Consider the following 25,310-nt stretch of genomic DNA (forward strand, 5'->3'; position numbering starts at 1 on the left):
CTGGGAGACAGTTTGAGGTTGGAGATAAAGCGAACTTTGTTCGCAACAGTCGTAATGGTCAGATTTGGAGTGTGAAACACGAACTGCTGAGATTTGCTGTGCAAATCTTATCTCCTACCTTTAACAGTCTCCCAGACTGTTAAAGCCAATCAACCACTGCGCTGAGATGTTGACACGAACTCTGAGAAGCGAGGTTGGACTTTCTGCCCAGCCTCCTAAAGTCTAAATAAACTCCGCATCAGCAATCGCCTGTTTCACCACCTCTAACGGTAGATGAACAAGCTCACACCCTTTTTCATCATATAAATACCGCGCATAGTCATCCATACGGTATTCATTAATGTAGACCACCCGCTTGCAACCTACTTGAAGCAATTGTTTGGAACAGTTGAGACATGGAAAATGGGTCACATAGGCAGTAAAACCTTTTGGAATTCCCCGCTCCGCTCCTTGTAAAATAGCATTAACTTCCGCATGCAAGGTCCTAGCACAATGACCATCTATCATGAGACATTCCTGATCCAAACAATGTTCAGTTCCTGAAACAGACCCATTATAGCCTGTCGCAATAACCTTATTATCCTTAACCAAAACCGCACCAACCTTGGCTCTCTTACAGGTCGCCCGATTTGCAATCAAAAGTGCTTGTGCCGCAAAATACTCATCCCAAGCTAAACGATTTGTTGACATAAGACCTCCTAATCCACCATTCCATAAATTTCAGCTAAGTCTTGGGCTGTAATGATACCAATGACATCCTCCGGAGAATCTATTTTCCCACTCTTTTGACGACTCACAAGAATGGTAGTACGCTTACGGCCCTCAAAATAATTGATCACTCGATAAAGTGTTTCTGAGGAAGGGAGTACGATAACCTGAATACTATCTTCTTCAAAAACAAGAACATCTGCTAAACTGGCTTCCACCAATTTCTCACGAATAGAACCAACCTCTTTACTGGCTTTGGCTAACCAATTGGTCAGTCCCTTGTCAGAAACCAAACCTTGATAGGCCCTTCCCGAAAAAATCGGAAACTTAGAAAAATGCTTACGATCTACAACTTCTAAAGCCTTTATTAATTTATCCTGAACATCAAAAACAATTGGTTTGATTTTTTGTGTCCTTTGTAAATAATGAGCAATGGTAACTGGCTTTTGGTATTGGGAAATAACTTTTTCCAACACATCAATCAATTCTTGTGACGGCTGAGCCACCTCTTTCAGTCCTGTTCGTTTTTCATGAACCATTAAATTCCGTAACTGACGGGCAACATAAAGTTTGTCCCAATTTGCCTCAATGGGATTATGGGGGCTTAGTTCTTTAGCCTTTGTTAACATCGAACCAACATCAGCATAGTCTCCATCTGCTACACCACAGACTTTCCTTAAAACCTTATCCAGGTCATTAAATAACTCTAAAAAACGGGTTTCATTCATATTAATCTACCATTAGCGATTTCAAATAAGCATCCACCATCCGCTCAGTCGCATCAACTGAATCCAAATGAGTTCGTTCATAAGAGTGACTAGACTCAATACCTGCTCCCAGTAAAGCATGCTTAACATCTGCACCCGCACGCATAGCAGCCGATGCATCTGAACCATAGTAAGGATAGATATCCAGCTTATATGGAATTCCCTCTCTCTCAGCAAGAGAAACTAAATGCTGACGAAGTTCATAGTGATAAGGACCTGAAGCATCTTTTACACAAATCGAAACCGTGTACTCGTCCGTCTGCTGGTCATCACCCATCGCTCCCATATCTACAGCCAGATACTCCACAACCCGATCTGGCAAACTTGAATTAGCACCATAACCAATCTCTTCGTTATTTGAAAAATAAAAATGAGTGGTATAAGGTAAAACAATCCCATCTTCTTTATAAACCTTCAACAAATGAATCAAAATAGCTGCAGAAACCTTATCATCCAAATGGCGGCTCTTAATAAACCCAGTTTCTGTCACAATTGTTCTTGGATCGAAGGAAATAAAATCACCAACTTCAATCCCCAAGGTACGCACTTCATCAGCAGTGGTCACTTTTTCGTCCAGCCGGATTTCCATATTGGTCTGGTTGCGCTCTGCTGTACTAGCATCACGATAAACATGGACAGACGTTTGATGCATAAGAATGGTACCTGTGAAGGTCTTACCATTTTTAGCACAATGTATCAAGCAGTTTTCACCTTCAATGGAAGGATAACCAAAACCACCCACCAAATCCATTTTTATACGACCATCCGGTTTGATTGCCCGAACCATAGCACCCAATGTATCCAGATGAGCTGTCACAATACGGTGCTCCTCATCATTTTTCCCCGGTACCGTTACCAAAACACCACCTTTTGGTGTTTTAGTCGCCTCATAACCGAAACCTTCAATCTCTGCTTTGATGTAGTTCATAATATCCGTCGTATATCCAGTTGGTGACGGAGTTTGAGTTAATGTCACGATGTAATCAAGTGTCTTCATGAAAACCTCCTTATTTGTAATCTATTATATCACGTTTTAAGCGATTTTTTTGCTATAATGAAGTTATGAAAACCTATCAAAAAATATATCTTCTTTTGAAAGAAAAAGAGGACTACATAAGCGGTGAAGATATGGCTCAGGAGCTAGGCATTTCACGAACATCCATTTGGAAGGCTATTCGCCAATTAGAAACCCTCGGTTTAACCATTGAAGCAGTCCGAAACCGTGGCTATAAACTGGCTGAAGGGGACTTACTCTTACCTGAATTGATTGCACAGGAACTTAACCTTCCAGTCCATCTCAATGGAAGCAGTGACTCCACCCAGCTGGATGCCAAGCAAGGCATTGAACTAGGACATAGTAGCCCAGCCCTCTACCTTGCACCACACCAAAACAAAGCAAAAGGACGATTCGGTCGACCATTTTACGCCTCAAAATCTGGTGGTATTTATATGTCACTTCGTCTATCGCCCAACGTCCCATTTCTTGCATTCAAACCATACACTATATTAGCTGCGGCTGCTGTGGTAAAAGCCATCCAGTCCCTCTGCGACTTGGATGTTCAAATCAAATGGGTCAACGACATCTATCTTGGACGCAAAAAAGTGGCTGGAATATTAACCGAAGCAATCTCTTCGATGGAAAGTCAAACAGTAACTGACGTCATTATCGGTGTCGGCATCAATGTTGGTATAGACGATTTTCCAAAAGAACTACACCATATTGCAGGCAACCTTTTTGAGGAACAACCACCCTTTACCCGCAATCAACTCATCATAGCCATCTGGAAAGCTTTTCTTGAAACAGATGAACATGAATTAATCACACTTTACAAAGAAAAATCACTTGTTGTCGGTCAACAAGTGAGCTTTGTAGAAAATCAAATTGAATTTAAAGGCAGAGCAATCGCCGTTACCGATACAGGTAATTTAGTGATTCAACTAGAGAATGGAAAAGCAAAGACAATCTCCAGCGGGGAAATCAGTCTTACTTCTTGGACTGCTTCTCCACTAGTTGAATAAATTTCGTTACTTTATAGGCAAAACGGAGGTTTCGATAGCCAATATAAGCATAAATTCCAGCTATTAAATAATCGCCTGTCAAAATAGAGGCATTCATAAAGTATACTGCTAATATTGTCGTAATGGCTAAAAAAAGAAATTGAGAAAGTTTCATAAAGTAGATTATACCAAAAAATCAGTCCTTCAGCTGATTTTTTATATGCTTTCTATGTAAAATTATGACTCTGCAAAAACAAAAACACCAAAATGTCAGGTGCTTTTGTAAGGAGATTATGAAAAATATTTAGGATTAATCATAGTATAAATCATCCAAACAGATTGCGCATCCGGCCAGAGACCGATATTGCTGTAGAAGTGGTCAAACCAAGCGCTCAATCATTTCGAATTTCAACTGCGTCGGCCAGAAATCCAAATTCTTCTGGAACTGGGCTGGCTTCGGTTTCGATTTCTTGTGTTTTTTGCCCTTTTGCCTTAGCCGAAAATTCTGCTCGTATGCTAACCCAATCCTCTTGAGCAATGGCTAAAATCTGTGGCGAAAAACCAGCTGCCTTGCTGAGAATGTTTCCAAACATGGTGTTGAGATTATCACGTTTCATAGTCTGTTCGGCATTGAGTGGGGACTCAAAAGCAAGTATAGCATGGTTTTCATTCGCAGCGACTGGTTGAGAACCAACAAGCAAGGCACGATCCGCTCCAGATAAGCTTTCGATGATTTCTCCCCATGCATTTTGCAAACGCGTCAAATTTTCACGCGCCAAGGCTGGATTTTCCATAGCCTCTTGTAAAATAGCATGAACCTTGCTGGTATCCAATCGGTACTTCTTCGGAGCCTGTGGCTTGCGTGAAACTGGCTTAATAGCACTTGGTTGACTAGATAATTGACTTAGTTGTTTCTGCAAATCCGCAACTTGTTCTTGAAGATGAGCAAGTTGGCTGACCAAATCAGCTGGCAGCTCTGCGATTGCTCCCGAAGGTGATCCTTCTTCTGCCAAACGAATTGTCATCATCTCCGCATAAATTTTCGGTTGAGGGCTAGACTTGATGTCTGACAAACCTTTTGTCACCATCTCAATCATAGTAAAAATCCGATCCTGAGCCAGAGCTAGATTTTCCGTAAAACCAGTGGTCAAATGGGTATTTTCACCACCCGTCTGTACAATGAGGAGATCCCTCAAATAATGCAAGAGGTCTGTGGCAAAGCGACTCATACTCTTTCCTTGATCAAACAAGGTTTGTAGATGTCCAAGTGCTGTGACGCTATCTGCCTGACGGAGACTAGCTACGTAATCATCCAAGGCACGCAAGCTGATGGAGCCTGTAATTTCCTCAGCAATATCCACAGTTACCTGCTGATGTTGACTAAGACTCAATGCCTGGTCCAATATGGACAAGGCATCCCGCATCCCACCTTCTGCCCGACGTGCAATGATCGTCAGAGCCTGCTCGTCAAAGATTAGCCCTTCCTTGGTCAAAATTGCAGCCAAGTGCTCCTGAATGTCCGTCACCTTGATGGACTTAAATTCAAATCGTTGCACCCTTGACAGAATGGTAGCAGGAATCTTATGCAATTCCGTAGTTGCTAGAATAAAGACCACATTCTCCGTTGGTTCTTCTAGGGTTTTCAATAGTGCGTTGAAGGCCCCTGTAGACAACATATGAACCTCGTCGATGATGTAGACCTTATAGGTTGCAAGACTAGGCGCATAGGTCGATTTATCACGAATATCACGAATCTCATCTACACCATTATTGGAAGCCGCATCGATCTCAATGACATCTTCCAAACTACCTTCCGTAATCGCTTGACAAATATAACAGTCGTTACAAGGTTCACCATCAACCTGATTGGGGCAATTCATGGCCTTGGCAAAAATTTTCGCAGCCGATGTCTTACCCGTTCCACGAGGACCAGAAAAGAGATAGGCATGGCTAATTTTCCCCTGCTCAATAGCTTGCTTGAGCGTCGTTGCGACCACCTCTTGCCCCACCATCTCCCCAAAGGTCTGGCTTCGGTACTTCCTATATAAAGCTTGGTACATTAGCGTTTTTCTCCAAACATAGCAAAATTCCAGTCCGTCTTCTCCACTAAGAGTGCGACGAACTGCTCAAGGTATTCCTGGTCAATGGTATCGTAATCAGCGACCAACCTAGAATCCAAGTCCAAAACGCCCAATAATTGGTCGTTTTTCACCATTGGCACCACAATTTCCGAAAGAGCTGTCGCATCGCAGGAAATATAATTGTCATGCAAACGAACATCCTCTACGATAATCGTCTGGCGTTTAGAAGCTGACTCACCGCAGACTCCTTTTCCAAGTGCAATATGAACACAGGAAACGCCACCCTGAAAAGGTCCCAAAATCAATTCACTACCATCATACAAGTAAAATCCTGTGAAGACAGAGTTTGGTAGAGCTTGATTAAGTAAGGCAGAAGCATTTGATAGATTGGCTAAAGCATTGGTTTCACCCTCTAAAAGAGCCTCCAATTGGGCCAACAATAATTGATAGTTTGAAATTTTTTCTTGTTTTGTCATACCATTATTATAGCATAGATAGAGGAACTTTTATAGTTCGAGCAATACAGAAAAAGGCTTTCGCCTATTTCCACATCCAGTATATCAACAAGGCGTCAATCAAGACACCTACGGCCCAAGCTAGTTGAAAATACTTTTTCTGAGTTTTATGACGAAAATGGGTACCGCCAGCCCAAGCACCTAGACCACCACCAACATAGGTCATCAACAACAAGGTCTTTTCTGAAATTCGGTAAGAACCCTTTCTAGCCTTTCCCTTGTCAAGTCCATAGACCAAAAAAACGATCAGGTTCCAAATCATTAAGAACAATGCAAATCCCTGCTTTACAGACATATCCCCTCCATATCAGTAACATTTATTCCTAACTTTATCACATTTAAAATCGAAGAGCAAGAAAAAAACGACTCAATAAATGAATCGCTTTTTATAAATTTTGAATCGTATTTTGTAGCCATTGTAACTGTGATTGATTGCGTTCAATGGCCCGTGACAGAATTAAATATTGCCCATAAGGAACACATTCACCATCAGTTCCCAAAAAAAGTTCCTCTTTTCGTTTTTCAAGATGACGCAAATGCTTTTCAATAACCTGAATCTGATAGGTTAATAATTCGGAAACTCTAGGATCTGAGCGATCTTCTATAAAATACATTTTTAAAGAAAAGATATCTTTTTGGTGAGGTGTAGATTCATTTGGAATCGCAAGCCATTGTTCCAAAACTTCTCGTCCTTTTGCAGTTAATTCATACTGCTTTTCTTTTTCGTTTCCTGGAACTGCATGGCAAGTTATCTAACCATCTTGAGTCATCCGTTTAAGTTCAGGGTATACTTGACTGTGAGCTACTTGCCAAAATTCTCCTAAATCTCGTTGAACAAAGTCAGTAATCTCTTTTCCAGTAACCCTACGGTTGCAAGTTGCTACTATTCCTAAAATGATATGGGGTAAAATTCTGTCTTTCGGCATTCTAACCACGCTCTCTTAAAATACTCTCCACCTTTGTATTGATTAAGTCGATGGCAACTACATTTGAAACACCCTCTGGTATCACGATATCCGCATAGCGCTTAGTCGGCTCAATAAACTGGTGGTACATAGGTTTTACAACAGATGTATATTGCTCTATGATACTATCTAAGCTACGGCCACGCTCCTCCATATCACGTTTTATACGGCGGATAATACGAATGTCATCATCAGTATCCACAAATACTTTGATGTCCATTAAATCCCGAAGACGTTTGTCTTCCAGTACTAAAATTCCCTCTACAATAAATACATCCTGAGGTTCTTGACGATAAGTCCTTTCTGACCGTGTATGCTGAGTATAATCATATATCGGAATATCCACTGAACGCCCAGCCAGTAATTCACTCAAATGATAGATCATCAAGTCTGTATCAAAGGCTAGTGGATGGTCATAATTGGTCAATATCCGTTCTTCAAAGGTTAAGTGGGATTGATTTTTATAGTAGGAGTCATGCTCAATCATTGAAATCCGTGCATTTGGAAAGTTATTTAAAATGGCACGAGAGACACTTGTTTTACCTCCACCTGAACCTCCGGTAACGCCAATTATTATTGGTTTTCGAGTCATTATCATCTCCTTCTATCTCAAGTTTGACACCTTTTTTTCATTACTATTTTATCACGAAACATGCTATAATGGAAAAAATAATACAATAGAAATGAGACATTATGATTGATTTTGGCATAATTGGCACTTCTCCTATCACTCATCAGTTTATCAAAGCTGCACTTCAAACGAATAAATATCAATTTAGAGCTGTTTTTTCTCGAAACCATGATACAGCTGAATCCTTTGCAAAACCATATGAAAAGGTAGACTTGTTTACTGATTTTTCATCATTTTTATCTTCTGAAATTGACCTTGTTTACATTGCTAGTCCAAATTCCTTGCACTACCAGCAGGCAAAGGCAGTACTCTTGGCTGGAAAACACGCTATCGTTGAAAAGCCAATGGTATCAACTCCAGCAGAATTTGAAGATTTACGCCAAATTGCCTCTGAAAAAGGGCTATTCTTGTTTGAAGCAGCTCGAAACTTTCAAGAAGAATCCTTTCAGACGATTCGACAATTCTTGGCAGATAAATCCATTATCGGTGGGCATTTTTCTTATGCCAAATATTCTTCAAAAATGCCTGAATTGCTAGCTGGAAATACTCCGAATATCTTTTCAGCTGATTTTTCAGGTGGCGCACTCATGGATCTTGGCGTCTATGCTGTTTATGCCGCCATAGGTCTTATCGGTGCCCCACATACAGCTCGTTACGTAGCCCAACAATTACCATCTAGTGTTGATTTAAATGGGGTTGGGCAACTAGTCTATGAAAACTTTACTGTGGGTATTCAAGCAGGAAAAAATATGACCAGTCATCTACCTAGCGAAATCTATACTAGCGAGGGTACTTTGACCTTAAACGCTTGTCAGCATATCAGCTCTGCTATTTTTACAAAAAATAATGGGGAGCAATACCAACTCCCTCTTGCTTCGAAGGACCAATCCATGATTGAAGAAGCCATTCATTTTGCACAAGTCATCGAAGAGGCAAATCACCCATTGGCAGATCAGTGGTTAGATGTTGCTTCAGATGTTCACCGGACCCTCTATCTGATGCGTCAAGACGCAGGAATTACATTTAAGGCGGATACTCATGAAAACTAATTTCCCTTCTGTATGGCAAGAAATGCTGGAAAAAGCTGGTTTTGATAGCTTGACTGATATTCAACAACAAGCATTTGAGCCGATTTTTACAGGAAAAGACTTACTTGCAATCAGTCCAACTGGAACAGGAAAGACCCTAGCCTACCTCTGGCCAAGCCTACTTGCTCTTACCCCCAAAAAATCCCAGCAATTATTGATTCTGGCTCCAAATACAGAATTAGCTGGGCAGATTTTTGAAGTGTGTAAAGGCTGGTCCGAAGCTATCGGATTACAAGCACAGTTATTCTTATCAGGATCCAGTCAAAAACGACAAATTGAACGATTAAAAAAAGGACCGGAAATCTTAATTGGTACACCTGGTCGCGTGTTTGAATTGATTAAATTAAAAAAAATAAAGATGATGAATATCAATACCATCATCTTAGATGAATTTGATCAGCTATTCTCTGATTCCCAATATCATTTTGTAGAAAAAATTATCAACTATGTTCCTCGCAATCATCAATTGATCTATATGAGTGCAACTGCTAAATTTGATCGGCAAAAGATTTCACCTACTGTTGAAACAATCGATTTATCGGAGCAAAAATTAGACAATATTCAGCACTATTATCTGATGGTTGAAAAACGTGATCGACAAAACTTGTTGAAAAAATTTGCAAATGTGCCAGATTTTCGAGCATTGGTCTTCTTTAATAGCTTATCTGATCTTGGTGCAACTGAAGAACGACTAAACTACAACGGAGCCAATGCAATTTCTCTCGCTTCTGATGTCAATGTCAAGTTTAGAAAGGTCATTATTGATCGATTTAAAGACCACCAGATCCAGCTCTTACTAGCCACAGATTTAGTAGCTCGTGGAATTGATATCGATAATTTAGAATGCGTCCTCAATTTTGAGGTTCCTTTTGACCAAGAAGCCTATACACATCGGGCTGGTCGAACCGGTCGAATGGGTAAGGATGGAGTGGTTATTACCCTTGTTTCAAATCCAAATGAACTCAAACAACTAAAAAAATATGCTTCTGTTCAAGAAGTTATCTTAAAAAATCAAGAGCTATATAAAGTATAATCTTTTCACTTTCTATTGGTGCGACGCTATTTATCAACTGGATAACCATCAATGTAATACACAATGAACATCAAAAGAGTCCCAGTTTCAGCTATCTGGGAAATCTTAAAGGCTGGAAATATTGCAAACTGTGTTCATATCATTAAGCCGACGATGATATTACACTGTTACTTTCTCATTTCCATCTCACCGCTACTCTTACCCAAACTGATAAAATCCAAAAAAGAACAGAAGTTCAATCAAGCTTCTGTTCTTTTGTTTAGTTATTATTGCGTTGGCATAGTTGCCGATTGTTGATCATAATAAACAAACTGTGTATTTAGATTAGTACCTAAACTTTCTGAAACGGTGACCATACTGTATCCTTGAGAAGTTAAAAAACGCAATACCGAATCCAAGCTCTTAACAGTTTCCTTATGAATATCATGCATCAAAATAAAGGAACCAGGACAAGCATTTGACTTGACTTGATTTAAAATCGCCTGCGGATTGTGTGAAGACCAGTCTAGTGTATCTACATTCCAACAGATGGATGGAAGATTCATAGCGTTTGCGACTTGCTTATTTACTGCACCATATGGAGGACGTACCAAACGTGATCGCTGACCAACTGCTTTTTCTATAGTAACTTGCGTTTTTTCAACCTCTTGACGAATGGTATCCGGAGAAAGTTTGGTTAAATTTGGATGACTCCAAGTATGGTTTGCAATCTCGTGACCTTCAGCTTTCATCCGTTGTAAAATCCACTCATTTCCTTCAATATTTTGCCCGATGACAAAGAAGGTAGCCTTCGCATTGTATTTCTTCAACAAATCCAATACCACTGGTGTCGTTGAGGAATTCGGACCATCATCAAATGTTAGAGAAATATTTCTTGCAGTCTTTCTTCGTTCTAATTCTTCTAACTCTTGCAAATATTCTTTATAACCTGCCACATCTGCTTCAGATAGATAGTCACTGTTTAGAACAGGGTATAACTCCGATATGGGAATTGAAAGCGTGGTTTCTTGACTACCTTGTACGATTTTTACCTTTAGTTGGCTATCTTCATATGAGAATGGTAAACGGTCCAAATCAATGTCACCCATCAAGTTTAGTAGTTGTGTTTTTTCGCTGTCTGACAAAGAGCTTTGATCTAGCTTTTCTTTTAATTTATTAGTTAAAATCTCTCTCGCGGCATCAGAATCTGTAAAAAAGCGTTTCAACGTGAAGAGTTGCTGATCTTCAGTAAGCAAGAGCTCCCCGATGGATTCTTCGCCATCCTTCTCAATTTCAAGTGTCGAAAGATGATATTCCTCGCTTTTGATTACCAGAGCCCGAACCTTTCTAAAGTTAGTTTTCCCAAGCTGGCTACTGACCAAAAATATTCGATTAATATTGCCCGTAGGCTTGGCTTCCCCTAATTTTTGATGAACATACTCTACCATTCTATTCTCAACTAAACCAATTTTCTTGCCAGCACCATCGGTTGGAATGGAAGCAACAACATGAGTGGAGCCCACATTTCCTGTTCTCAAGTTCGTTTGACCATGCTTTAAAAAGACACGTCCCTTTCTTGCAATGAACTGGGTTATTTGATTTTCTTGAACACGATGGTAAATCATTAGACTAAAAAAACAAATCATACCAACCAACAGTAAATTGGTTAGTATCAGTAATAATTTCTTCAAGCGAGATTCCTCTTTCATATACACTAAAATCTACACTATAATATACTTTATTTCTTGTCAAGTTGTAACCCCAATCAAAGCAAAAAAATCAGCCCCATTCTCGTCAAAATGTTAACAATCGGTGCTGATTCTTTAGGTATTTCTTGATTAATCCGCTCGAATAACCTCCACACGGTATCCATCAGGATCTGTAACAAAATAATAACGACCTGGACTTCCTGGCAAGCCTTTTATATCTGTCGTTGGATAGCCCAATGCTTTGTGTCTCGCATTGTCCCCTTCTAAGTCATCCGAAGAAAGAGCTAGATGTGAGAAGCCATCCCCTACGATATATGGACCATGATCATAATTGTAAGTCAATTCAATCTCAAAGTCATCCCCTTCAAGTGCTAAGTAAACCAAAGTAAACTTGTGCTCTGGATAGTCCTTGCGACGGGTTTCCTTAAATCCAAATCCCTCTTCATAAAATTTTTGAGATGCTTCTAGGTTTTCAACACGCAAACATGCATGTAGCATTTTTTTACTTGCCATAATAAATTCCTCCTACCATTTAATACCACCAGTATACCATACTCTCTATGAAAAATCCGATATTCAAAACTAAAAAAACCTGAGCGAACTCAGGCCTTAGATGAATTATGCTTCCAAGTAGTACTCTTTCACAATGTTCAAGTTTTCATCCAATTCGAATACAAGTGGTGGGAAGTTTGGAATTTCCACATCCATGATTTCGTCATCAGACAATCGTTTGATGTGTTTTACAAGGGCACGGATTGAGTTACCATGAGCACCTACGAACACGTTTTTACCGTCTTTCAATGCTGGAGCAATTTTATCTTCCCAGAATGGAAGAGCGCGCTCAAGCGTAACTTTCAAGTTTTCTGCATCTGGAATAACTGAGTCATCAAGATGTGCATAGCGACGGTCAGTGTGTGCTGAATACTCATGATCTTTAGCCATTTTTGGTGGCAAAGTATCATAAGAACGACGCCAGATGTGCACTTGCTCATCACCAAATTCAGCAGCAGCTTCTGCTTTGTTCAAACCTGTCAAACCACCGTAGTGACGTTCGTTCAAACGCCAAGTTTTTTCAACTGGTACCCATAATTGATCTGCAGCTTCAAGAGCCAAGTTTGTAGTCTTGATAGCACGTTTCAAAACAGATGTATAAGCAAGGTCAAATTCGATACCTGCTTCTTTGATTAATTTACCAGCATCAATTGCTTGTTGTGTACCTTTTTCAGACAAATCAACATCAGCCCAACCAGTGAAAAGGTTAGCTTTGTTCCATTCAGACTCACCATGGCGAGCAAAAACCAATTTTACCATTATATGGATTCTCCTTTAAATTTTGAGGTTCCCCTCTTGTACTTTTCTATTTTACACGAATTGGTCAGAAAATGCTAGTTTTTCCACAATCTGTTTACGCTTACATTTTTCTTTCTTGAAAATTCAGTCTGTAGACCTAGCTTTCTTCTTAGGATTTACGAAAAAAAGTGATATAATGGTTAGGCTGAGCACGACTGTTCTGATTAGATTTCAAGGAGAATTCATGAAGAAAGTAGCTATCGTGTCTGCATTTCGATCTGCTATCGGCAGTTTTGGAGGCAGTCTAAAAGATATAAACATTGCTGAACTTGGCGCACAGGTTCTCGAAGCAGCTTTACAAAACAAACAAATACCAGCTGACGTTGTAGATGAAGTTATTTTTGGCAACGTCCTTTCTGCTGGTCACGGACAAAATATTGCACGTCAAATTGCTTTACGCGCGGGTATTCCAGAGACCACTTCTGCTTATGTGGTCAATAAGGTCTGTGGCTCTGGACTCAAATCAGTCCTTCTTGCGGCTCAATCCATCCTTCTTGGCGATAACGACGTCGTTGTTGCTGGTGGTATCGAAATCATGAGTCAGGCGGCCTACTTATCCAAATCAAGCCGTTTTGGGAGTAAGTTTGGTCATATTACCTTGGAAGATTCCATGTTAAAGGATGGTTTGACAGATGCCTTCAATGACTATCACATGGGTATTACCGCTGAAAATGTTGCCGAACGCTATCATGTCAGTCGCGAAGAGCAAGATGCATTTGCCCACACCAGCCAAGAAAAGGCTGCAAAAGCTATCGCTGAAGGGCGTTTCACTGAAGAAATTGTTCCAATTAGGCTGAACAGTCGAAAAGGCGAAACTATTTTTGCCACAGATGAGTATCCTCGTCTGACGCCAATTGAAAAATTGGCAACACTCCGTCCAGCTTTCAAAAAGGATGGAACTGTCACCGCAGCCAATGCTTCTGGCATCAACGACGGCTGTGCTGTCTTGGTACTCATGTCTGATGAGAAAGCAAGTGAGCTAAATATTCAGCCACTTGCTTATATCGAAGCATACGCAACTAGCGGTTTAGATCCCGCATTGATGGGGCTTGGACCTATTACTGCTAGCCAAAAAGCGCTACAAAAACTGAATAAAACAGTCGAGGATATCGATCTATTCGAACTCAACGAGGCATTTGCAGCCCAATCAATTCCAGTTGTCAAACAACTCGGCATTGATCCTGCAAAAGTCAATGTCAATGGTGGAGCAATCGCACTAGGTCATCCAATTGGAGCAAGTGGCAGCCGGATTTTGGTTACCCTAATCCATGAATTAATCAAGCAAAATAAAGAGCTCGGACTCTGTTCACTCTGCATTGGAGGGGGACAAGGAATTTCCCTCATCATTTCCAATGCTCAGACAAACTAACCTAACCAATAACAAAGGAAACATTATGAACATCGGTATTGATAAAATCGGTTTTGCGGCACCTGATTATGTTTTAGATTTGGCAGATTTAGCCCAAGCCCGCAATGTTGACCCCAATAAATTTAAAATTGGTCTTCTTCAATCAGAAATGGCTGTAGCTCCTGTTACTCAAGATATTATCAGTCTTGGTACAAAGGCTGCTGAAGCCATTCTAACGGAAGAAGATAAACAAACTATTGATATGGTTATTGTCGGTACAGAATCTAGCGTAGATCAAAGTAAGGCAGCAGCTGTTACCATTCATGGATTACTCGGCATCCAACCTTTTGCCCGTTCCATCGAGATGAAAGAGGCTTGTTACGGTGCAACTGCTGGCCTGAGCCTCGCTAAAAGCCACATCTCTCAATTTCCAGAATCTAAAGTCTTGGTTATTGCCAGTGATATTGCCAAGTACGGAGTTGCATCAGGTGGCGAACCTACACAAGGTGCCGGAGCTGTTGCCATGTTGGTAACCGCAAATCCACGTATCTTGGTTCTCAACAACGATAACGTCTGTCAGACACGTGATATCTATGACTTTTGGCGTCCAAACTATGACAAGTTCCCACGTGTTGATGGTAAATTTTCAACTGAACAATATACCGATTGCTTGACAACAACTTTCGACTATTATCGACAAAAAACAGGCAAAACACTTAAAGACTTTGCTGCCATGTGCTTACATATTCCATTCTCCAAGCAAGGCCTTAAAGGATTGCAAGCTATTGCTCAGGATGAAGAAACTCTTAGTCGCTTGACCGAACGTTTCCAGGAAGCTATCGTCTACAATAAAGTCGTCGGCAACATCTACACTGGCTCTATTTTCCTCTCTCTTCTTTCCCTTTTGGAAAATAGCAGAGCGTTAGAGGCAGGGGATCAAATCCTCTTTTATAGTTATGGTAGCGGTGCTGTATGTGAGATTTTTAGCGGATCCCTTGTTGAGGGTTATCAGAACTACTTAGAAGAGAATCGTTTAGAACAACTCAATGAGCGTACAAAACTCAGTGTAGAAGAATATGAACAAGTCTTCTTTAAAGAAGTGTCTCTTGATGAAAACGGAACATCTCTTGACCTACCAGTAGACCAAAGTCCCTTTGCCCTTATCAAAGTGGAAAACCACAAACGTATCTATCGTAAATATAGTCGAATGAATTAGCTTTCAGACAAGGAACTGAGGTGTAGGCAGTACTAGAGTACGGCAAGCCGAAAGTGACGATGTATCAAAGCTAATTCAAATGACTATAGAAGCCAAAATGGCGCCCTTTGGCTCTCACCAAAGGGCGCTTTCTTGTAGAAAGAGGAACCTATGTCAACTTTTTCCGGATTTTATAAAAAATCACGCCAAGAACGCATTGATATTCTCCAACAGAATCGTTCTCTATCCGAAGATAGCTTAGACATTCTATACAAAGACGAAAACCTTCCAGAAGCAATTGCAGGAAAGATGGCAGAAAATCATCTAGGAACATTTTCCTTACCTTTTTCTGTACTCCCAGAACTCCTAGTGGATGGACAGACTCATTCTGTACCCATGGTCACTGAAGAACCTTCTGTGGTTGCAGCTGCGTCTTTCGGAGCCAAAATCATCGCTAAATCTGGCGGTTTTACGACGACTATTCATAACCGTATCATGATTGGACAAGTTGCACTCTACGCTATTTCGGACCATAGCAGAGCGACACAGGCGATTCTTGACCAGAAGGAGAGTATTTTAGAAACTGCCAATCAAGCACACCCTTCTATTGTTAAACGAGGGGGCGGTGCAAGGGAGTTGACTGTTGAGAGTAAGGACGAGTTTTTGATTGTCTATCTTCAGGTTGATGTACAAGAAGCCATGGGAGCCAATATCCTCAATAACATGTTAGAAGCTATTAAGGATGACTTAGAAGAGCTCAGCAAGGGACAGGCTTTGATGGGTATCCTCTCCAACTATGCAACGGAGTCACTGGTCACCGCCCAATGTCATATTACCATCTCAAGTCTGGCTACCAGCTCTGCCATTGCTCAAGAAACTGCTCAAAAAATAGCCCTGGCAAGCAAACTGGCGCAAGTGGACCCTTATCGTGCTGCGACACATAACAAAGGGATTTTTAATGGTATAGATGCTGTCGTTATCGCTACAGGAAATGACTGGCGGGCAGTCGAAGCCGGGGCCCATGCTTATGCCAGCCGTGATGGACAATACAAGGGCCTTTCTACTTGGTACATTGATGACGATCACTTGGTCGGCTCCATCACTCTACCTCTTCCGATTGCCTCTGTCGGTGGCTCTATCGGGCTCAATCCAAAGGTAGCAGTTGCTTTTGACCTTCTCCAACAACCAAAGGCACGCCAATTGGCTTCTATCATCGCTTCTGTCGGTCTCTGTCAGAACTTTGCTGCCCTGCGTGCTCTTGTTACTTCAGGGATTCAGGCTGGTCACATGAAGCTTCAGGCAAAATCCCTAGCGCTACTTGCTGGTGCCGTAGAGCATGAAGTAGACCAACTAGCCCAACTTCTGCGGAAAGAAAAGCACAGCAACATAGAAACTGCTCAAAACTTATTAACAAAAATGAGAGAACATTAAAAAAGAGGGACACCCCTCTTTTTTAATTTATTATTTGCTCCATACGGAACTTTTGTGGTTTCATTCCTTGGCGTTCATAAAAACGGACAGCTCCTGCATTGTCAGCCCATACATCCAAGGTAAGATTGTGGCACCCCTGCTCCTTAGCATAGGAAAGAGCAAATTCATACAGTTGCTCACCAATTTTTTGACCACGGACAGAGCTGGCTACACACAAATCATCAATGAATAAGGTCTTGATTGGTTCTAAAACATCACCGCTTGTAGTCTTAAACTCACAAAATAAATGCCCAACCACTTGTCCCTCTAGTTCAAATACAAAAATAGGCCTATCTGGATTTTCCAAAAGTGCTACTAATTCAGCCTCAGAAAATTTTTGACCTCCAATTTTAAAAATATCTGGTCGTGCCTGGTGATGCACCTGTAAAATATCTTGTAATAATTCATTTAAAACTGGAATATCAGATGGTCTGGCTTTACGGATTGTCATAAAAAACCTCCCCTTTTTTGTTTTTTCTATTATAGCACATGTATAGCACATGTTTATTTTTTAACAAAATAGGTCTGCAGACCGATGAAGAATCTGAAAATTCATGTATACTATAAGTGTATCCTAAAATTTTTCATAAATCTCCAAAAAGAATCAGCCCGCCAAGGCTGGTTTTTTTATTGTATTAAAACGAGAATGTGTAATATAGAAAATTACCAAAATTTTGCCCTTCTTTGACGCAAAAGGCTTTTGTTGGCTCCAAAAACTGTTCACGTAATCTCTATTTTTTCGTCAATACCCCTCACCCCTTTCTAAATTCATCCAGGCTGATGTCTAATGCATCAGCGATTTTGACAACATCCTCAAACTTCAAGGATTTCTTTCTACCCATTTTTAGATCAATTAGGCTATTTTTATTGATACCTGCAAGCGTAGCAAGCTTATTTTTAGTCATACTTTTTTCTTTTAGCAGTTTTTCAATTTTTTCCCACAAAACGTCCTCGGAATACTATATATAGTACCCATAAAGATATCCATAACTACATATTGATTTTTCAGCAACGATTTGCTATACTATTCTCATGAATAAAACCTTTACACTCTTTATTCATTAAATTTGATAGAAAGGAGAAGAATATGGCAAAAACTTGTAGACCATCCAAACCTGTTAGCAAAGCTGGTAAAACATTGGCAACTAGCAAGTCTCCTTCTGCAAAATCCAAAGCAGGCAGGACCTTAGCCAATCATAAGGAAGCTAAACATTAAATAGCTTCGGATTATCAATTAAAATTTGATGTAAGATTATAGAAAATCGCGTTACTAGATCTTCATCCTGTTCTTTGTATTCAGCTTCTTGCAACATGGCATGTGTTAATTCATGGATTAGCACTTGCCTTTTTCTTTCCTCTGAAAGACTTTCTCGAACATAGATTATTTGCTGCTCGTAATCGCAGTATCCCCACAGATTCCGTTCATCATCATATGCTTTGAAATGTTCCTGTACAATTACCGAATAAGTAATGCCACAAACTTTTATTTCCACCCTGCTTACCCCCTTTCTAAATTTTGTATAATGTTTGTAAAAATATGATTGGAGCATAACTATGAAATTAAATCCCGATTGCATTCGCGATATTCTGCTTGATGTAGAGAGAAAATCAACATTTGACAATGAAGTTCAGTATCTGGGGCCAGATGACATCCAAGCTCTAAGTAAATATTCATATGATGAAATTATGTACCATATTAGACAATGCTCTGAAAACAACTTTTTTATCGGAAAAGTTGAATACTATATGGATGGCGGATGTACAATTATTGATTTGTCTCCCTCAGCGCATGAATTTCTAGCTAATATCAGAAAAGACACAAACTGGAATAAGACAAAATCTATTGCAAAAACAGTTGGTTCATTTTCTATTACTGCTCTTAAAGAGATTTCTGTTCAAGTTATCGCTAGCGCAATATCAGCTAACTTTAACGGAAATCTTTAAATATAGTTCTGCACGGCCGTTGGCTGTGTTTTTTATATTATAAGACTGAACCGTTCTCAGTCTATGACCATTCAAATATATTCCATCTTCTCGGATTTTTACTTCATCCATCAACTTCCTCACCCCTTTCTAAAATCATCCAGGCTGACATCCAAAGCGTCAGCGATCTTTTCCATTTTTTTGAAACCAATATCGTGATGTTTGGCATTATATATGCTTTTCTTTGGAACACCTGCCATTTTTGCCAAGTCAACGACTGTCAGACCTCGTTCTACCAATATTTTTTGTAGTTTTTCCTACATAATATCCTCCATGTGAACCACAAGATATAGTAATGTAAAATGATTGTAATACTATATCTAGTAATCTATGCTATAATATTCTCATGAATAACCCAACATCTTTTATTCATAAAATCTTGATAGAAAGGAGAAGATTATATGTCATCAACATTTAAGTTAAAAGGCCTAGATAAATTTCAAAGAGACCTTGAGAAAAAAGCGAAATCTGTTTCTGGCAATTACAGCTTTGATGAACTATTCCCAGATTCGTACATTCGGTCAATTAGTCGTTTTTCTTCGTTATCCGAAATGTTTGAAAACAATCCTGAAAAGATTACTGATGCTGAAAGCTTCAAGCAAGCGAATCAAGAAATTCTTGATCAGTTCATTTCAGAAGAAACAAAATTTTCAAACTGGCAAGAAATGTTAAACGATGCTGGAACTAAACTCATCGCTAATAAGATGAGGTTTTAATGTCCAATTCTACTTCATCAAGCCGAAGAACTGCAGCTCGCAGTTCTTCGGCTTTTTTTACAACTTCGTCTATAGCAGATTTTACTTTCTCAATATTTTCTATTTCATTTTTAACTGTCACTTTCACATCCCTCCCCTCCTTTCCGCTATTATTTCTTCTTTTTCCACTTTACAATCTGCCGTATCTCAAACGACAGAACCAACAAGCCAGCTAACCAATAGATCATTGCTTTTCCTCCTGTTTTATTAGGTCATTTCCTTAACCTTGATTAGATTATGAGACGAAATTTTCGTATTGGCAACCCTAAGTATAAAAAAATAAGTTTTTTTCGTATTTTTGTTTGATAAGCTATCAAAAATGACATATAATACGGTTATAAAACGATAGAGAGGTTGATGGATATGGACGAAAAAAAGCGGATGCAAGTTATCGCTGAAAATATTACCTATTACAGAAAACAACGTGGCATCACTCAAAAAGAGCTTGCTAAGGAAGTCGGTATTACTCCGAGCACCATGACCGACTATATGAAACTAAGAAGTGCTCCTTCTTTTGGAGTGATACAAAAATTAGCAGATTTTTTTGGAATAAAAAAATCAGATATTGATACAACATTTAAAGAAGAAAAATCCACAATCCCTTCTTCTTCCATCCCTCTTCCCAACTTTGACCCACGGCAAGCCATTCTCTTATCCAACTACTCCAAGCTCAATGACACACGCAAGAATAAGCTTCTAGCAACCTCTGAGACGCTTCTAGCCGAAGAGCAAGGGAAAATCATTGACATCTCGGAAAAACGGGCAGAATACGACGCTAGAAAGCGTATTAGTTTATCTGTACCTGGTAAAGTCTCGGCAGGCACAGGCTACTGGCAAGAGGATGACTATGACACTATGGTAGACTTCTACGCAGACGATATACCAGATGAAAAAGACTATGACACAGTTGCTGTCGTCGTTGGTCATTCGATGGAGCCGAAAATCAAAAACGGCGACTTCCTCTTTATAAAAATGAAAGACCAAGTTGATCTAAATAAAATCGGCATCTTTCAAGTGGACGGCGAAAATTATGTCAAGAAATTAAAAAACGACTGTTTAGAATCACTCAATAAAGACTATGACAACATCCCAATCACAGCAGACACCGACTTCCGCACCATTGGTGAAGTGGTGGATATTTATAGGGAGAAATGAACCCTGTGGTAATTGAAGAGTTTAATAACTTAGTTAATTAAAAATACGTGCACGCCCACAGCACGAAAAACGGGCAGGATATTTATATGGAAAATAACGTCACAGTAAATGTATACACACAAAACGAGAGTTATTTTGACGGCGGATTATTAAGTTATATTGGACACAGTTTACTTGCTGCACTAATTACTATCTGCACCTTTGGTATATGCGCTCCTTGGGGAATTTGCATCATGATTAGTTGGAAAACTAAGCATACAGTAATCGATGGCCAAAGACTCTACTTTGACGGATCTGCAATGCAGTTATTCGGAAACTGGATAAAATGGCTATTGTTAACTATCATTACATTAGGTATCTACTCATTCTGGTTAAATATCAAACTTGATCAATGGATTACTAAACATACGCATCATATTGGTTAAGACGAAAAGCGCACTGCCACCCGACTATTCCACTATCATCGTAAAGTCGTGGAGGTGTATAGAAACTGATATCAAAAGGAGGTAATAAATATATGGAAAAAATGGAGTTCATTCAATATAGAAAACTTAAAAATATCACAATTGATTTTGACAAGAATATCAATATTATTGCTGGGACAAATGGAACGTGTAAATCATCAATTCTACATTTGATTAGTAATTCTCACAAAAAAGTTTCAAATTCTTCTAAGCAACCTATTCTATCGACAATACAAAAAATTAATAAGATCTTTAATCCTAAAATAGAATCACTTGCTAGAGGAGATAAAAAATACAATGATCCTGCACCTGGAGTAACTGGTACATTATATACTGCTTATTATGAAAACTATTCACTTAATTTTAGGCGGCATAATAGTAAAACCGAAAAAAACACTGGACGATTCGCAATAAAACCGCAATATCTGACAGGGACAACAGATAGACTTCCAGAAATCCCCATCATCTACTTAGGTATGTTTAGATTATTTTCTTATGGAGAATGGGATGGTGAAAACAAATTTCAAAATTTAATTAGTAAATTACCTAACAAATATCTTGTTGAGCTAGAGAGCGTCTTTAAAGATTTTACTGGCTATGAAATTCAATTAGATGGAAAATTAAATAACTTCGGTGATATTAGGTCAAAACTAGAATTTTCAACTAAAACAAAAGGTATCGATTCAAATACCATTTCTGCTGGTGAAGATAATCTTCTAACAATATTAATATCTCTCGTATCACTAAAAGCGTATTTTGAGAGTATTACACCTGAGTTAGAGAAAAATGTAGAAAGTATTTTACTTATTGATGAATTAGATGCATCTTTACATCCTGAATTTCAAATTAAACTTTTAAATATGTTTACAAATTTCTCAAAAGATTATAAAATACAGATTTTTTTTACTACTCACAGTTTTTCTTTAATTGATTACTCACTAGATAAAAAAATTGGTAATTTAATCTATTTAACTGATCAAATTGATCATGTCGACGTAATAAGAAATATTAATAAATATACTGCCAATGCTTTACTACAAAATAAATTAGTTAGTAATGTATATGCCAAACAGCCGATACCTGTTTTATTAGAAGACGATGAAGCTAAAGACTTTTTTCGAAATTTACTTCAAGCGTATTATGAAAAGTACAATTTATCAATAGAGGCATTCTTTCATGTTATAAATGCAAAGCTATCATCAACTGCTATAAAGGCATTAGCACAAGATCGATATGCTGCTCAATCATCTTTGCGAATCATATCTATTACTGATGGGGACGATCAACTTGGCACTAGCTTTCTAACACACAATTTATTCAGTTTACCAGGTAACTGCTCACCAGAGGAACTTGTTTTTCAATATCTAAAAGAAGTATTATTAGAAGATAGTAATTTTTGGCAAAAGGATGATATAATCGGTTCTGGGTATACAAAAAAATATGTTCAGGAAAACTTTATTAATCAACTTAATGAATTAGAAGAATGCCTAAACAGTCCCGGTTCACATCACGGTGAAAAAAGAGCTAAAAATAAAAAAATATATGGTACCGACAAAGATTTTTGGAATTATGTCATGAAGTATTGGATCGATGATTCTTCTAATCTTTTAGATGTTGAAAACTTCTTTAAGAATTTACACATAGCGTTCCAAAAAACTGCACCATTTTATAATATCAATCCCACTACAACTTGGCCAAATTCTTCTGGCCAAAAATAGAAAATTATTGTATCCTATATAGGAAGGAGGGAAAGTATATGAAAAATATAAGCCCATTGAGGTATCCCGGTGGAAAGTCTCAAGTTTACGATTATGTCAGAGAACTTGTTGTAGCTAACAACGCTACAACCTATATCGAGCCTTATATGGGAGGTATGGGGATCGCTTTAAGATTGCTGTTAAATAAAGATGTTAATAAAATCATGGTAAATGATTATGATAAATCAATATATGCGTTTTGGTATTCTGTTTTAAATTACACAGATCAACTCATAAAAAAAATAGAGAATACTCCAGTTACGATTGAAGAATGGAAAAACCAAAGAAACATCCAGCAAAATAAAAATAATTGCGACAACTTGCTCTTACTTGGTTTTTCAACCTTATTCCTTAATCGTACAAATCGCTCCGGTATTATAAAAGCCGGCGTAATCGGTGGTCTAAAACAGGACGGAGATTACAAACTCGACTGTCGCTTTAATAAAAAGAAAACCATTGAGAAGATAAAATTAATTGCTTCTATGAAAAATCGTATTAACCTCTATAATATGGATGCTGAAAAATTTATTCGTTTAAATATTTCAAGAACGAAAAATTCATTCACTTTTTTCGACCCTCCTTACTACTTAAAAGGTCCTGGTCTATATACAAACTTTTATAATCATGAAAATCACCTCAGTTTGGCCAAGACTATAAAAAAATATATGTCTAACAAAAAATGGATTCTTACATATGATATTTCAGAAGAAATTTTTAAAATGTATAACGACTTTCGAAATGAAAAGTATTATCTGAACTATTCGGTGACAAAACCTAGTAAAGGAATAGAATATATTTTCTATTCGGAACAACTAAACATTCCACCAGCAACACAACATTTGAAAAAAGCCAAATAAAAAAGCCCCACGCTCAAATTTTGGCCGAGGAGAGCGTGAGGCAACTTGTATAAAGAATTAGGCATTAAAAAGCCCTTTTCTTTATACCCATTTTAACAGAAAATGAGGTAAAAAACAATGTGGACAGAAGCACATAAATCCGGAAAAGTGAATTTTGTTGAAAGATACAAAGATCCATATACCCAAAAGTGGAAACGAACATCTGTATTGATGGAGAAAGATACTCCACGGATCAGAAAAGAAGCACAGAAAATACTGGATGCAAAGATAGCAGACATCCTCAGCAAGCTGAAAAGCTCTGAAATGCTATTTACTGATTTATTCGACCAATGGTGGGGATTTTACCAGCAAGAGATAAAACGCTCCTCTATAGCCTCTCTGAGAGGCAATATAAGAGATATTAGAGAAAGCTTTGGAATTGATATTAAGGTTGTCAATATCGACCCCAAATACGTCCAGGATTACCTGGACAACCTGGACTGCTCTAGGAACCAGAAAGAACGGAATAAATCCCATGCTCAACCTTGCTTTTGATTATGCAGTTGACTTAGATATCATCAAAGACAATCCATCAAGAAGAGCCAAGTTGCCACGGATCAAGAAGACTTTGGAAGATTGGAAAAAGGTGGAAGAAAAATATCTTGAGGAAGATGAGATAAAGCCCCTACTGAAAGAATTATCCAGACGACCTAGCACATACCGAACTGCATTACTAGCAGAATTTATGAGCCTAAACGGTTGTCGTATTGGTGAAGCAGTCTGCATTGAACCACGTAACTATGATTTTGATACCAGGGTTCTACAACTCCACGGGACATTCGACCACACTGAGGGCTATCGCAATGGTGAGAAGACGGATCCCAAAACACTAGCCTCTTACCGTGAGACAATCATGACCAAACGGGAAATGGAAATTATAGAGGAATTGGAATTCATGAATGAGCTAGAAAAAAATACCAACCCACGATATAAAGACATGGGCTACATCTTTACAACCAAGAATGGTGTTCCAATCCAGACCAACTCTTTCAATCTAGCCTTGAAGAAAGCTAACGAAAGACTTGAGAAGCCAATTCAGAAAAACCTGACTAGCCATATCTTCCGCCATACCCTTGTCAGCCGTCTTGCTGAGAATAATGTCCCTTTTAAAGCTATTATGGACCGTGTGGGGCATGCAGACGCTAAGACTACAACCCAAATTTACACCCATGTCACAAAGAAACTCAAGGCAAATGTAGCTGAAATCATGGAAAATTACTGATTTTATGCCCTTCTTTGACGCAAAAGGCTTTTGCTTCATCTCCAACCTCCCAGAGTCACTCCCCTGACTCTGGGAGCCCCAAAACACAGAAAAAAGCCCATCACACAAGCTAGAAAGCTTGATATGACGGGCTTTTTTACGCTTAGCCTCGCTCTTTTATTTTTGGCTCTTTGTCAACTGTAGTGGGTAGATGAAAAGCTAACACCTAGAGAGGACGAACTTCGCTCTCTCTTTCTTTATG

Annotated in this window: 31 protein-coding genes and 1 pseudogene; 14 read left to right on the forward strand and 18 right to left on the reverse strand. The window is 38.9% G+C overall.

All coding sequences use genetic code 11. The features are described 5' to 3' along the window. Positions 1-222: 222 nt before the first annotated feature. Genes ACPC58_RS07465 through ACPC58_RS07475 form a run of 3 tightly spaced genes read right to left on the reverse strand, consistent with a single transcriptional unit; the run spans position 223 to position 2,472 of the window. Positions 223-690: a deoxycytidylate deaminase gene (locus ACPC58_RS07465; protein ID WP_130554984.1), complete on the reverse strand. Its 468-nt coding sequence runs from the start codon at positions 688-690 to the stop codon at positions 223-225. An 8-nt stretch (positions 691-698) separates the two neighbouring features. After that, a complete protein-coding gene (locus ACPC58_RS07470; protein ID WP_130554985.1) occupies positions 699-1,436 on the reverse strand; it encodes a CBS domain-containing protein in 738 nt (245 codons plus the stop codon). Position 1,437: 1 nt separating this feature from the next. After that, the gene (locus tag ACPC58_RS07475; protein ID WP_434065673.1) at positions 1,438-2,472 is read right to left on the reverse strand and encodes a M42 family metallopeptidase; all 1,035 of its coding nucleotides are present in this window, start codon (positions 2,470-2,472) and stop codon (positions 1,438-1,440) included. Between the two features lie 65 nt (positions 2,473-2,537). Here ACPC58_RS07475 and birA point away from each other — a divergent pair, with 65 nt between their 5' ends. Further along, on the forward strand, positions 2,538-3,494 hold the full coding sequence (gene birA / locus ACPC58_RS07480) for a bifunctional biotin--[acetyl-CoA-carboxylase] ligase/biotin operon repressor BirA (RefSeq protein ID WP_434065674.1): 957 nt from the start codon (positions 2,538-2,540) through the stop codon (positions 3,492-3,494). Here the strand turns inward: birA and ACPC58_RS07485 are convergent. The 7 genes from ACPC58_RS07485 to udk form a co-directional block, all read right to left on the reverse strand. Continuing rightward, complete coding sequence (locus ACPC58_RS07485) at positions 3,460-3,648, reverse strand: DUF3272 family protein (protein WP_130554988.1); 189 nt, start codon at positions 3,646-3,648, stop codon at positions 3,460-3,462. The two genes, birA and ACPC58_RS07485, sit on opposite strands and share 35 nt — an antisense overlap. Positions 3,649-3,865: 217 nt before the next feature. Next, positions 3,866-5,533, reverse strand: a complete 1,668-nt coding sequence (gene dnaX, locus ACPC58_RS07490; protein ID WP_434065675.1) for a DNA polymerase III subunit gamma/tau — start codon at positions 5,531-5,533, stop codon at positions 3,866-3,868. Next, positions 5,533-6,030, reverse strand: coding sequence for a GAF domain-containing protein (locus tag ACPC58_RS07495; RefSeq protein ID WP_130554990.1), 498 nt, complete (start codon positions 6,028-6,030; stop codon positions 5,533-5,535). The genes dnaX and ACPC58_RS07495 overlap by 1 nt, the downstream gene beginning before the upstream one ends. A gap of 64 nt (positions 6,031-6,094) precedes the next feature. Then, positions 6,095-6,364: a DUF1294 domain-containing protein gene (locus tag ACPC58_RS07500; RefSeq protein WP_130554991.1), complete on the reverse strand. Its 270-nt coding sequence runs from the start codon at positions 6,362-6,364 to the stop codon at positions 6,095-6,097. Positions 6,365-6,455: 91 nt separating this feature from the next. Continuing rightward, positions 6,456-6,749, reverse strand: coding sequence for a hypothetical protein (locus ACPC58_RS07505; protein ID WP_434065676.1), 294 nt, complete (start codon positions 6,747-6,749; stop codon positions 6,456-6,458). Positions 6,750-6,821: 72 nt separating this feature from the next. After that, positions 6,822-6,995 (reverse strand): PadR family transcriptional regulator, encoded by a 174-nt coding sequence (locus tag ACPC58_RS07510; RefSeq protein ID WP_434065677.1) that lies wholly within the window; start codon positions 6,993-6,995, stop codon positions 6,822-6,824. Position 6,996: 1 nt separating this feature from the next. Next, positions 6,997-7,626: a uridine kinase gene (gene udk, locus ACPC58_RS07515; RefSeq protein ID WP_130554993.1), complete on the reverse strand. Its 630-nt coding sequence runs from the start codon at positions 7,624-7,626 to the stop codon at positions 6,997-6,999. Between the two features lie 101 nt (positions 7,627-7,727). Here udk and ACPC58_RS07520 point away from each other — a divergent pair, with 101 nt between their 5' ends. Together ACPC58_RS07520 and ACPC58_RS07525 are read left to right on the forward strand one after the other, a co-directional pair. After that, positions 7,728-8,714: a Gfo/Idh/MocA family protein gene (locus ACPC58_RS07520; protein ID WP_434065678.1), complete on the forward strand. Its 987-nt coding sequence runs from the start codon at positions 7,728-7,730 to the stop codon at positions 8,712-8,714. Then, positions 8,704-9,786, forward strand: coding sequence for a DEAD/DEAH box helicase (locus ACPC58_RS07525; RefSeq protein WP_171989180.1), 1,083 nt, complete (start codon positions 8,704-8,706; stop codon positions 9,784-9,786). The genes ACPC58_RS07520 and ACPC58_RS07525 overlap by 11 nt, the downstream gene beginning before the upstream one ends. A gap of 266 nt (positions 9,787-10,052) precedes the next feature. Here ACPC58_RS07525 and ACPC58_RS07530 read toward each other — a convergent pair whose 3' ends face one another. The 3 genes from ACPC58_RS07530 to ACPC58_RS07540 all read right to left on the reverse strand — a co-directional run bounded on the left by ACPC58_RS07530 (position 10,053) and on the right by ACPC58_RS07540 (position 12,785). Continuing rightward, positions 10,053-11,390, reverse strand: a complete 1,338-nt coding sequence (locus ACPC58_RS07530; RefSeq protein WP_434065679.1) for a polysaccharide deacetylase family protein — start codon at positions 11,388-11,390, stop codon at positions 10,053-10,055. 213 nt (positions 11,391-11,603) lie between these two features. Next, positions 11,604-11,987, reverse strand: a complete 384-nt coding sequence (gene gloA, locus ACPC58_RS07535) for a lactoylglutathione lyase (RefSeq protein WP_274504212.1) — start codon at positions 11,985-11,987, stop codon at positions 11,604-11,606. Between the two features lie 105 nt (positions 11,988-12,092). Further along, entirely contained in the window at positions 12,093-12,785 is a 693-nt protein-coding gene (locus tag ACPC58_RS07540) for a phosphoglycerate mutase (protein ID WP_217374138.1), read from the reverse strand. 223 nt (positions 12,786-13,008) lie between these two features. Here ACPC58_RS07540 and ACPC58_RS07545 point away from each other — a divergent pair, with 223 nt between their 5' ends. The 3 genes from ACPC58_RS07545 (at position 13,009) to ACPC58_RS07555 (ending at position 16,798) form a co-directional block, all read left to right on the forward strand. Beyond that, the gene (locus ACPC58_RS07545; RefSeq protein WP_434065680.1) at positions 13,009-14,193 is read left to right on the forward strand and encodes an acetyl-CoA C-acetyltransferase; all 1,185 of its coding nucleotides are present in this window, start codon (positions 13,009-13,011) and stop codon (positions 14,191-14,193) included. Positions 14,194-14,218: 25 nt separating this feature from the next. Further along, entirely contained in the window at positions 14,219-15,388 is a 1,170-nt protein-coding gene (locus ACPC58_RS07550) for a hydroxymethylglutaryl-CoA synthase (protein ID WP_217374140.1), read from the forward strand. Between the two features lie 150 nt (positions 15,389-15,538). After that, complete coding sequence (locus ACPC58_RS07555) at positions 15,539-16,798, forward strand: hydroxymethylglutaryl-CoA reductase, degradative (RefSeq protein WP_434065681.1); 1,260 nt, start codon at positions 15,539-15,541, stop codon at positions 16,796-16,798. Between the two features lie 22 nt (positions 16,799-16,820). Here ACPC58_RS07555 and ACPC58_RS07560 read toward each other — a convergent pair whose 3' ends face one another. Both ACPC58_RS07560 and ACPC58_RS07565 read right to left on the reverse strand, forming a co-directional pair. After that, on the reverse strand, positions 16,821-17,288 hold the full coding sequence (locus ACPC58_RS07560) for an N-acetyltransferase family protein (protein ID WP_434065682.1): 468 nt from the start codon (positions 17,286-17,288) through the stop codon (positions 16,821-16,823). Between the two features lie 301 nt (positions 17,289-17,589). Next, positions 17,590-17,781 (reverse strand): helix-turn-helix domain-containing protein, encoded by a 192-nt coding sequence (locus ACPC58_RS07565; protein WP_318150502.1) that lies wholly within the window; start codon positions 17,779-17,781, stop codon positions 17,590-17,592. A 143-nt stretch (positions 17,782-17,924) separates the two neighbouring features. Between ACPC58_RS07565 and ACPC58_RS07570 the strand changes: the two genes are divergently transcribed. Next, on the forward strand, positions 17,925-18,053 hold the full coding sequence (locus tag ACPC58_RS07570; protein ID WP_434065683.1) for a hypothetical protein: 129 nt from the start codon (positions 17,925-17,927) through the stop codon (positions 18,051-18,053). Here the strand turns inward: ACPC58_RS07570 and ACPC58_RS07575 are convergent. Continuing rightward, entirely contained in the window at positions 18,043-18,330 is a 288-nt protein-coding gene (locus ACPC58_RS07575; RefSeq protein WP_318150504.1) for an ImmA/IrrE family metallo-endopeptidase, read from the reverse strand. The genes ACPC58_RS07570 and ACPC58_RS07575 overlap by 11 nt on opposite strands. A 61-nt stretch (positions 18,331-18,391) precedes the next feature. On the opposite strand from ACPC58_RS07575, the gene ACPC58_RS07580 reads away from it, so the two are divergent. Beyond that, positions 18,392-18,781 carry a DUF2513 domain-containing protein gene (locus ACPC58_RS07580; RefSeq protein WP_318150505.1) on the forward strand — a complete coding sequence of 130 codons (390 nt, stop codon included), beginning with the start codon at positions 18,392-18,394 and terminating at the stop codon, positions 18,779-18,781. 119 nt (positions 18,782-18,900) lie between these two features. Here ACPC58_RS07580 and ACPC58_RS07585 read toward each other — a convergent pair whose 3' ends face one another. Continuing rightward, positions 18,901-19,062 carry a helix-turn-helix domain-containing protein gene (locus ACPC58_RS07585; protein ID WP_434065688.1) on the reverse strand — a complete coding sequence of 54 codons (162 nt, stop codon included), beginning with the start codon at positions 19,060-19,062 and terminating at the stop codon, positions 18,901-18,903. 159 nt (positions 19,063-19,221) lie between these two features. On the opposite strand from ACPC58_RS07585, the gene ACPC58_RS07590 reads away from it, so the two are divergent. Next, the gene (locus ACPC58_RS07590; RefSeq protein WP_318150506.1) at positions 19,222-19,536 is read left to right on the forward strand and encodes a hypothetical protein; all 315 of its coding nucleotides are present in this window, start codon (positions 19,222-19,224) and stop codon (positions 19,534-19,536) included. Here the strand turns inward: ACPC58_RS07590 and ACPC58_RS07595 are convergent. Next, the gene (locus tag ACPC58_RS07595; RefSeq protein ID WP_318150507.1) at positions 19,517-19,663 is read right to left on the reverse strand and encodes a hypothetical protein; all 147 of its coding nucleotides are present in this window, start codon (positions 19,661-19,663) and stop codon (positions 19,517-19,519) included. The two genes, ACPC58_RS07590 and ACPC58_RS07595, sit on opposite strands and share 20 nt — an antisense overlap. 275 nt (positions 19,664-19,938) lie before the next feature. On the opposite strand from ACPC58_RS07595, the gene ACPC58_RS07600 reads away from it, so the two are divergent. The 5 genes and pseudogenes from ACPC58_RS07600 (at position 19,939) to ACPC58_RS07620 (ending at position 25,069) form a co-directional block, all read left to right on the forward strand. Next, positions 19,939-20,730, forward strand: a complete 792-nt coding sequence (locus tag ACPC58_RS07600) for a helix-turn-helix domain-containing protein (RefSeq protein ID WP_434065684.1) — start codon at positions 19,939-19,941, stop codon at positions 20,728-20,730. 86 nt (positions 20,731-20,816) lie between these two features. After that, positions 20,817-21,155 carry a DUF898 family protein gene (locus tag ACPC58_RS07605; protein ID WP_318150509.1) on the forward strand — a complete coding sequence of 113 codons (339 nt, stop codon included), beginning with the start codon at positions 20,817-20,819 and terminating at the stop codon, positions 21,153-21,155. Between the two features lie 92 nt (positions 21,156-21,247). After that, positions 21,248-22,912, forward strand: a complete 1,665-nt coding sequence (locus tag ACPC58_RS07610; RefSeq protein ID WP_434065685.1) for an AAA family ATPase — start codon at positions 21,248-21,250, stop codon at positions 22,910-22,912. A 38-nt stretch (positions 22,913-22,950) separates the two neighbouring features. After that, on the forward strand, positions 22,951-23,808 hold the full coding sequence (locus ACPC58_RS07615) for a DNA adenine methylase (RefSeq protein WP_434065686.1): 858 nt from the start codon (positions 22,951-22,953) through the stop codon (positions 23,806-23,808). Between the two features lie 117 nt (positions 23,809-23,925). Continuing rightward, a pseudogene (locus ACPC58_RS07620) lies at positions 23,926-25,069 on the forward strand (tyrosine-type recombinase/integrase). Positions 25,070-25,310 lie beyond the last annotated feature (241 nt).

The sequence above is a fragment of the Streptococcus sp. VTCC 12905 genome, from assembly GCF_049893385.1.
Classification (GTDB): Bacteria; Bacillota; Bacilli; order Lactobacillales; family Streptococcaceae; genus Streptococcus; species Streptococcus suis_AA.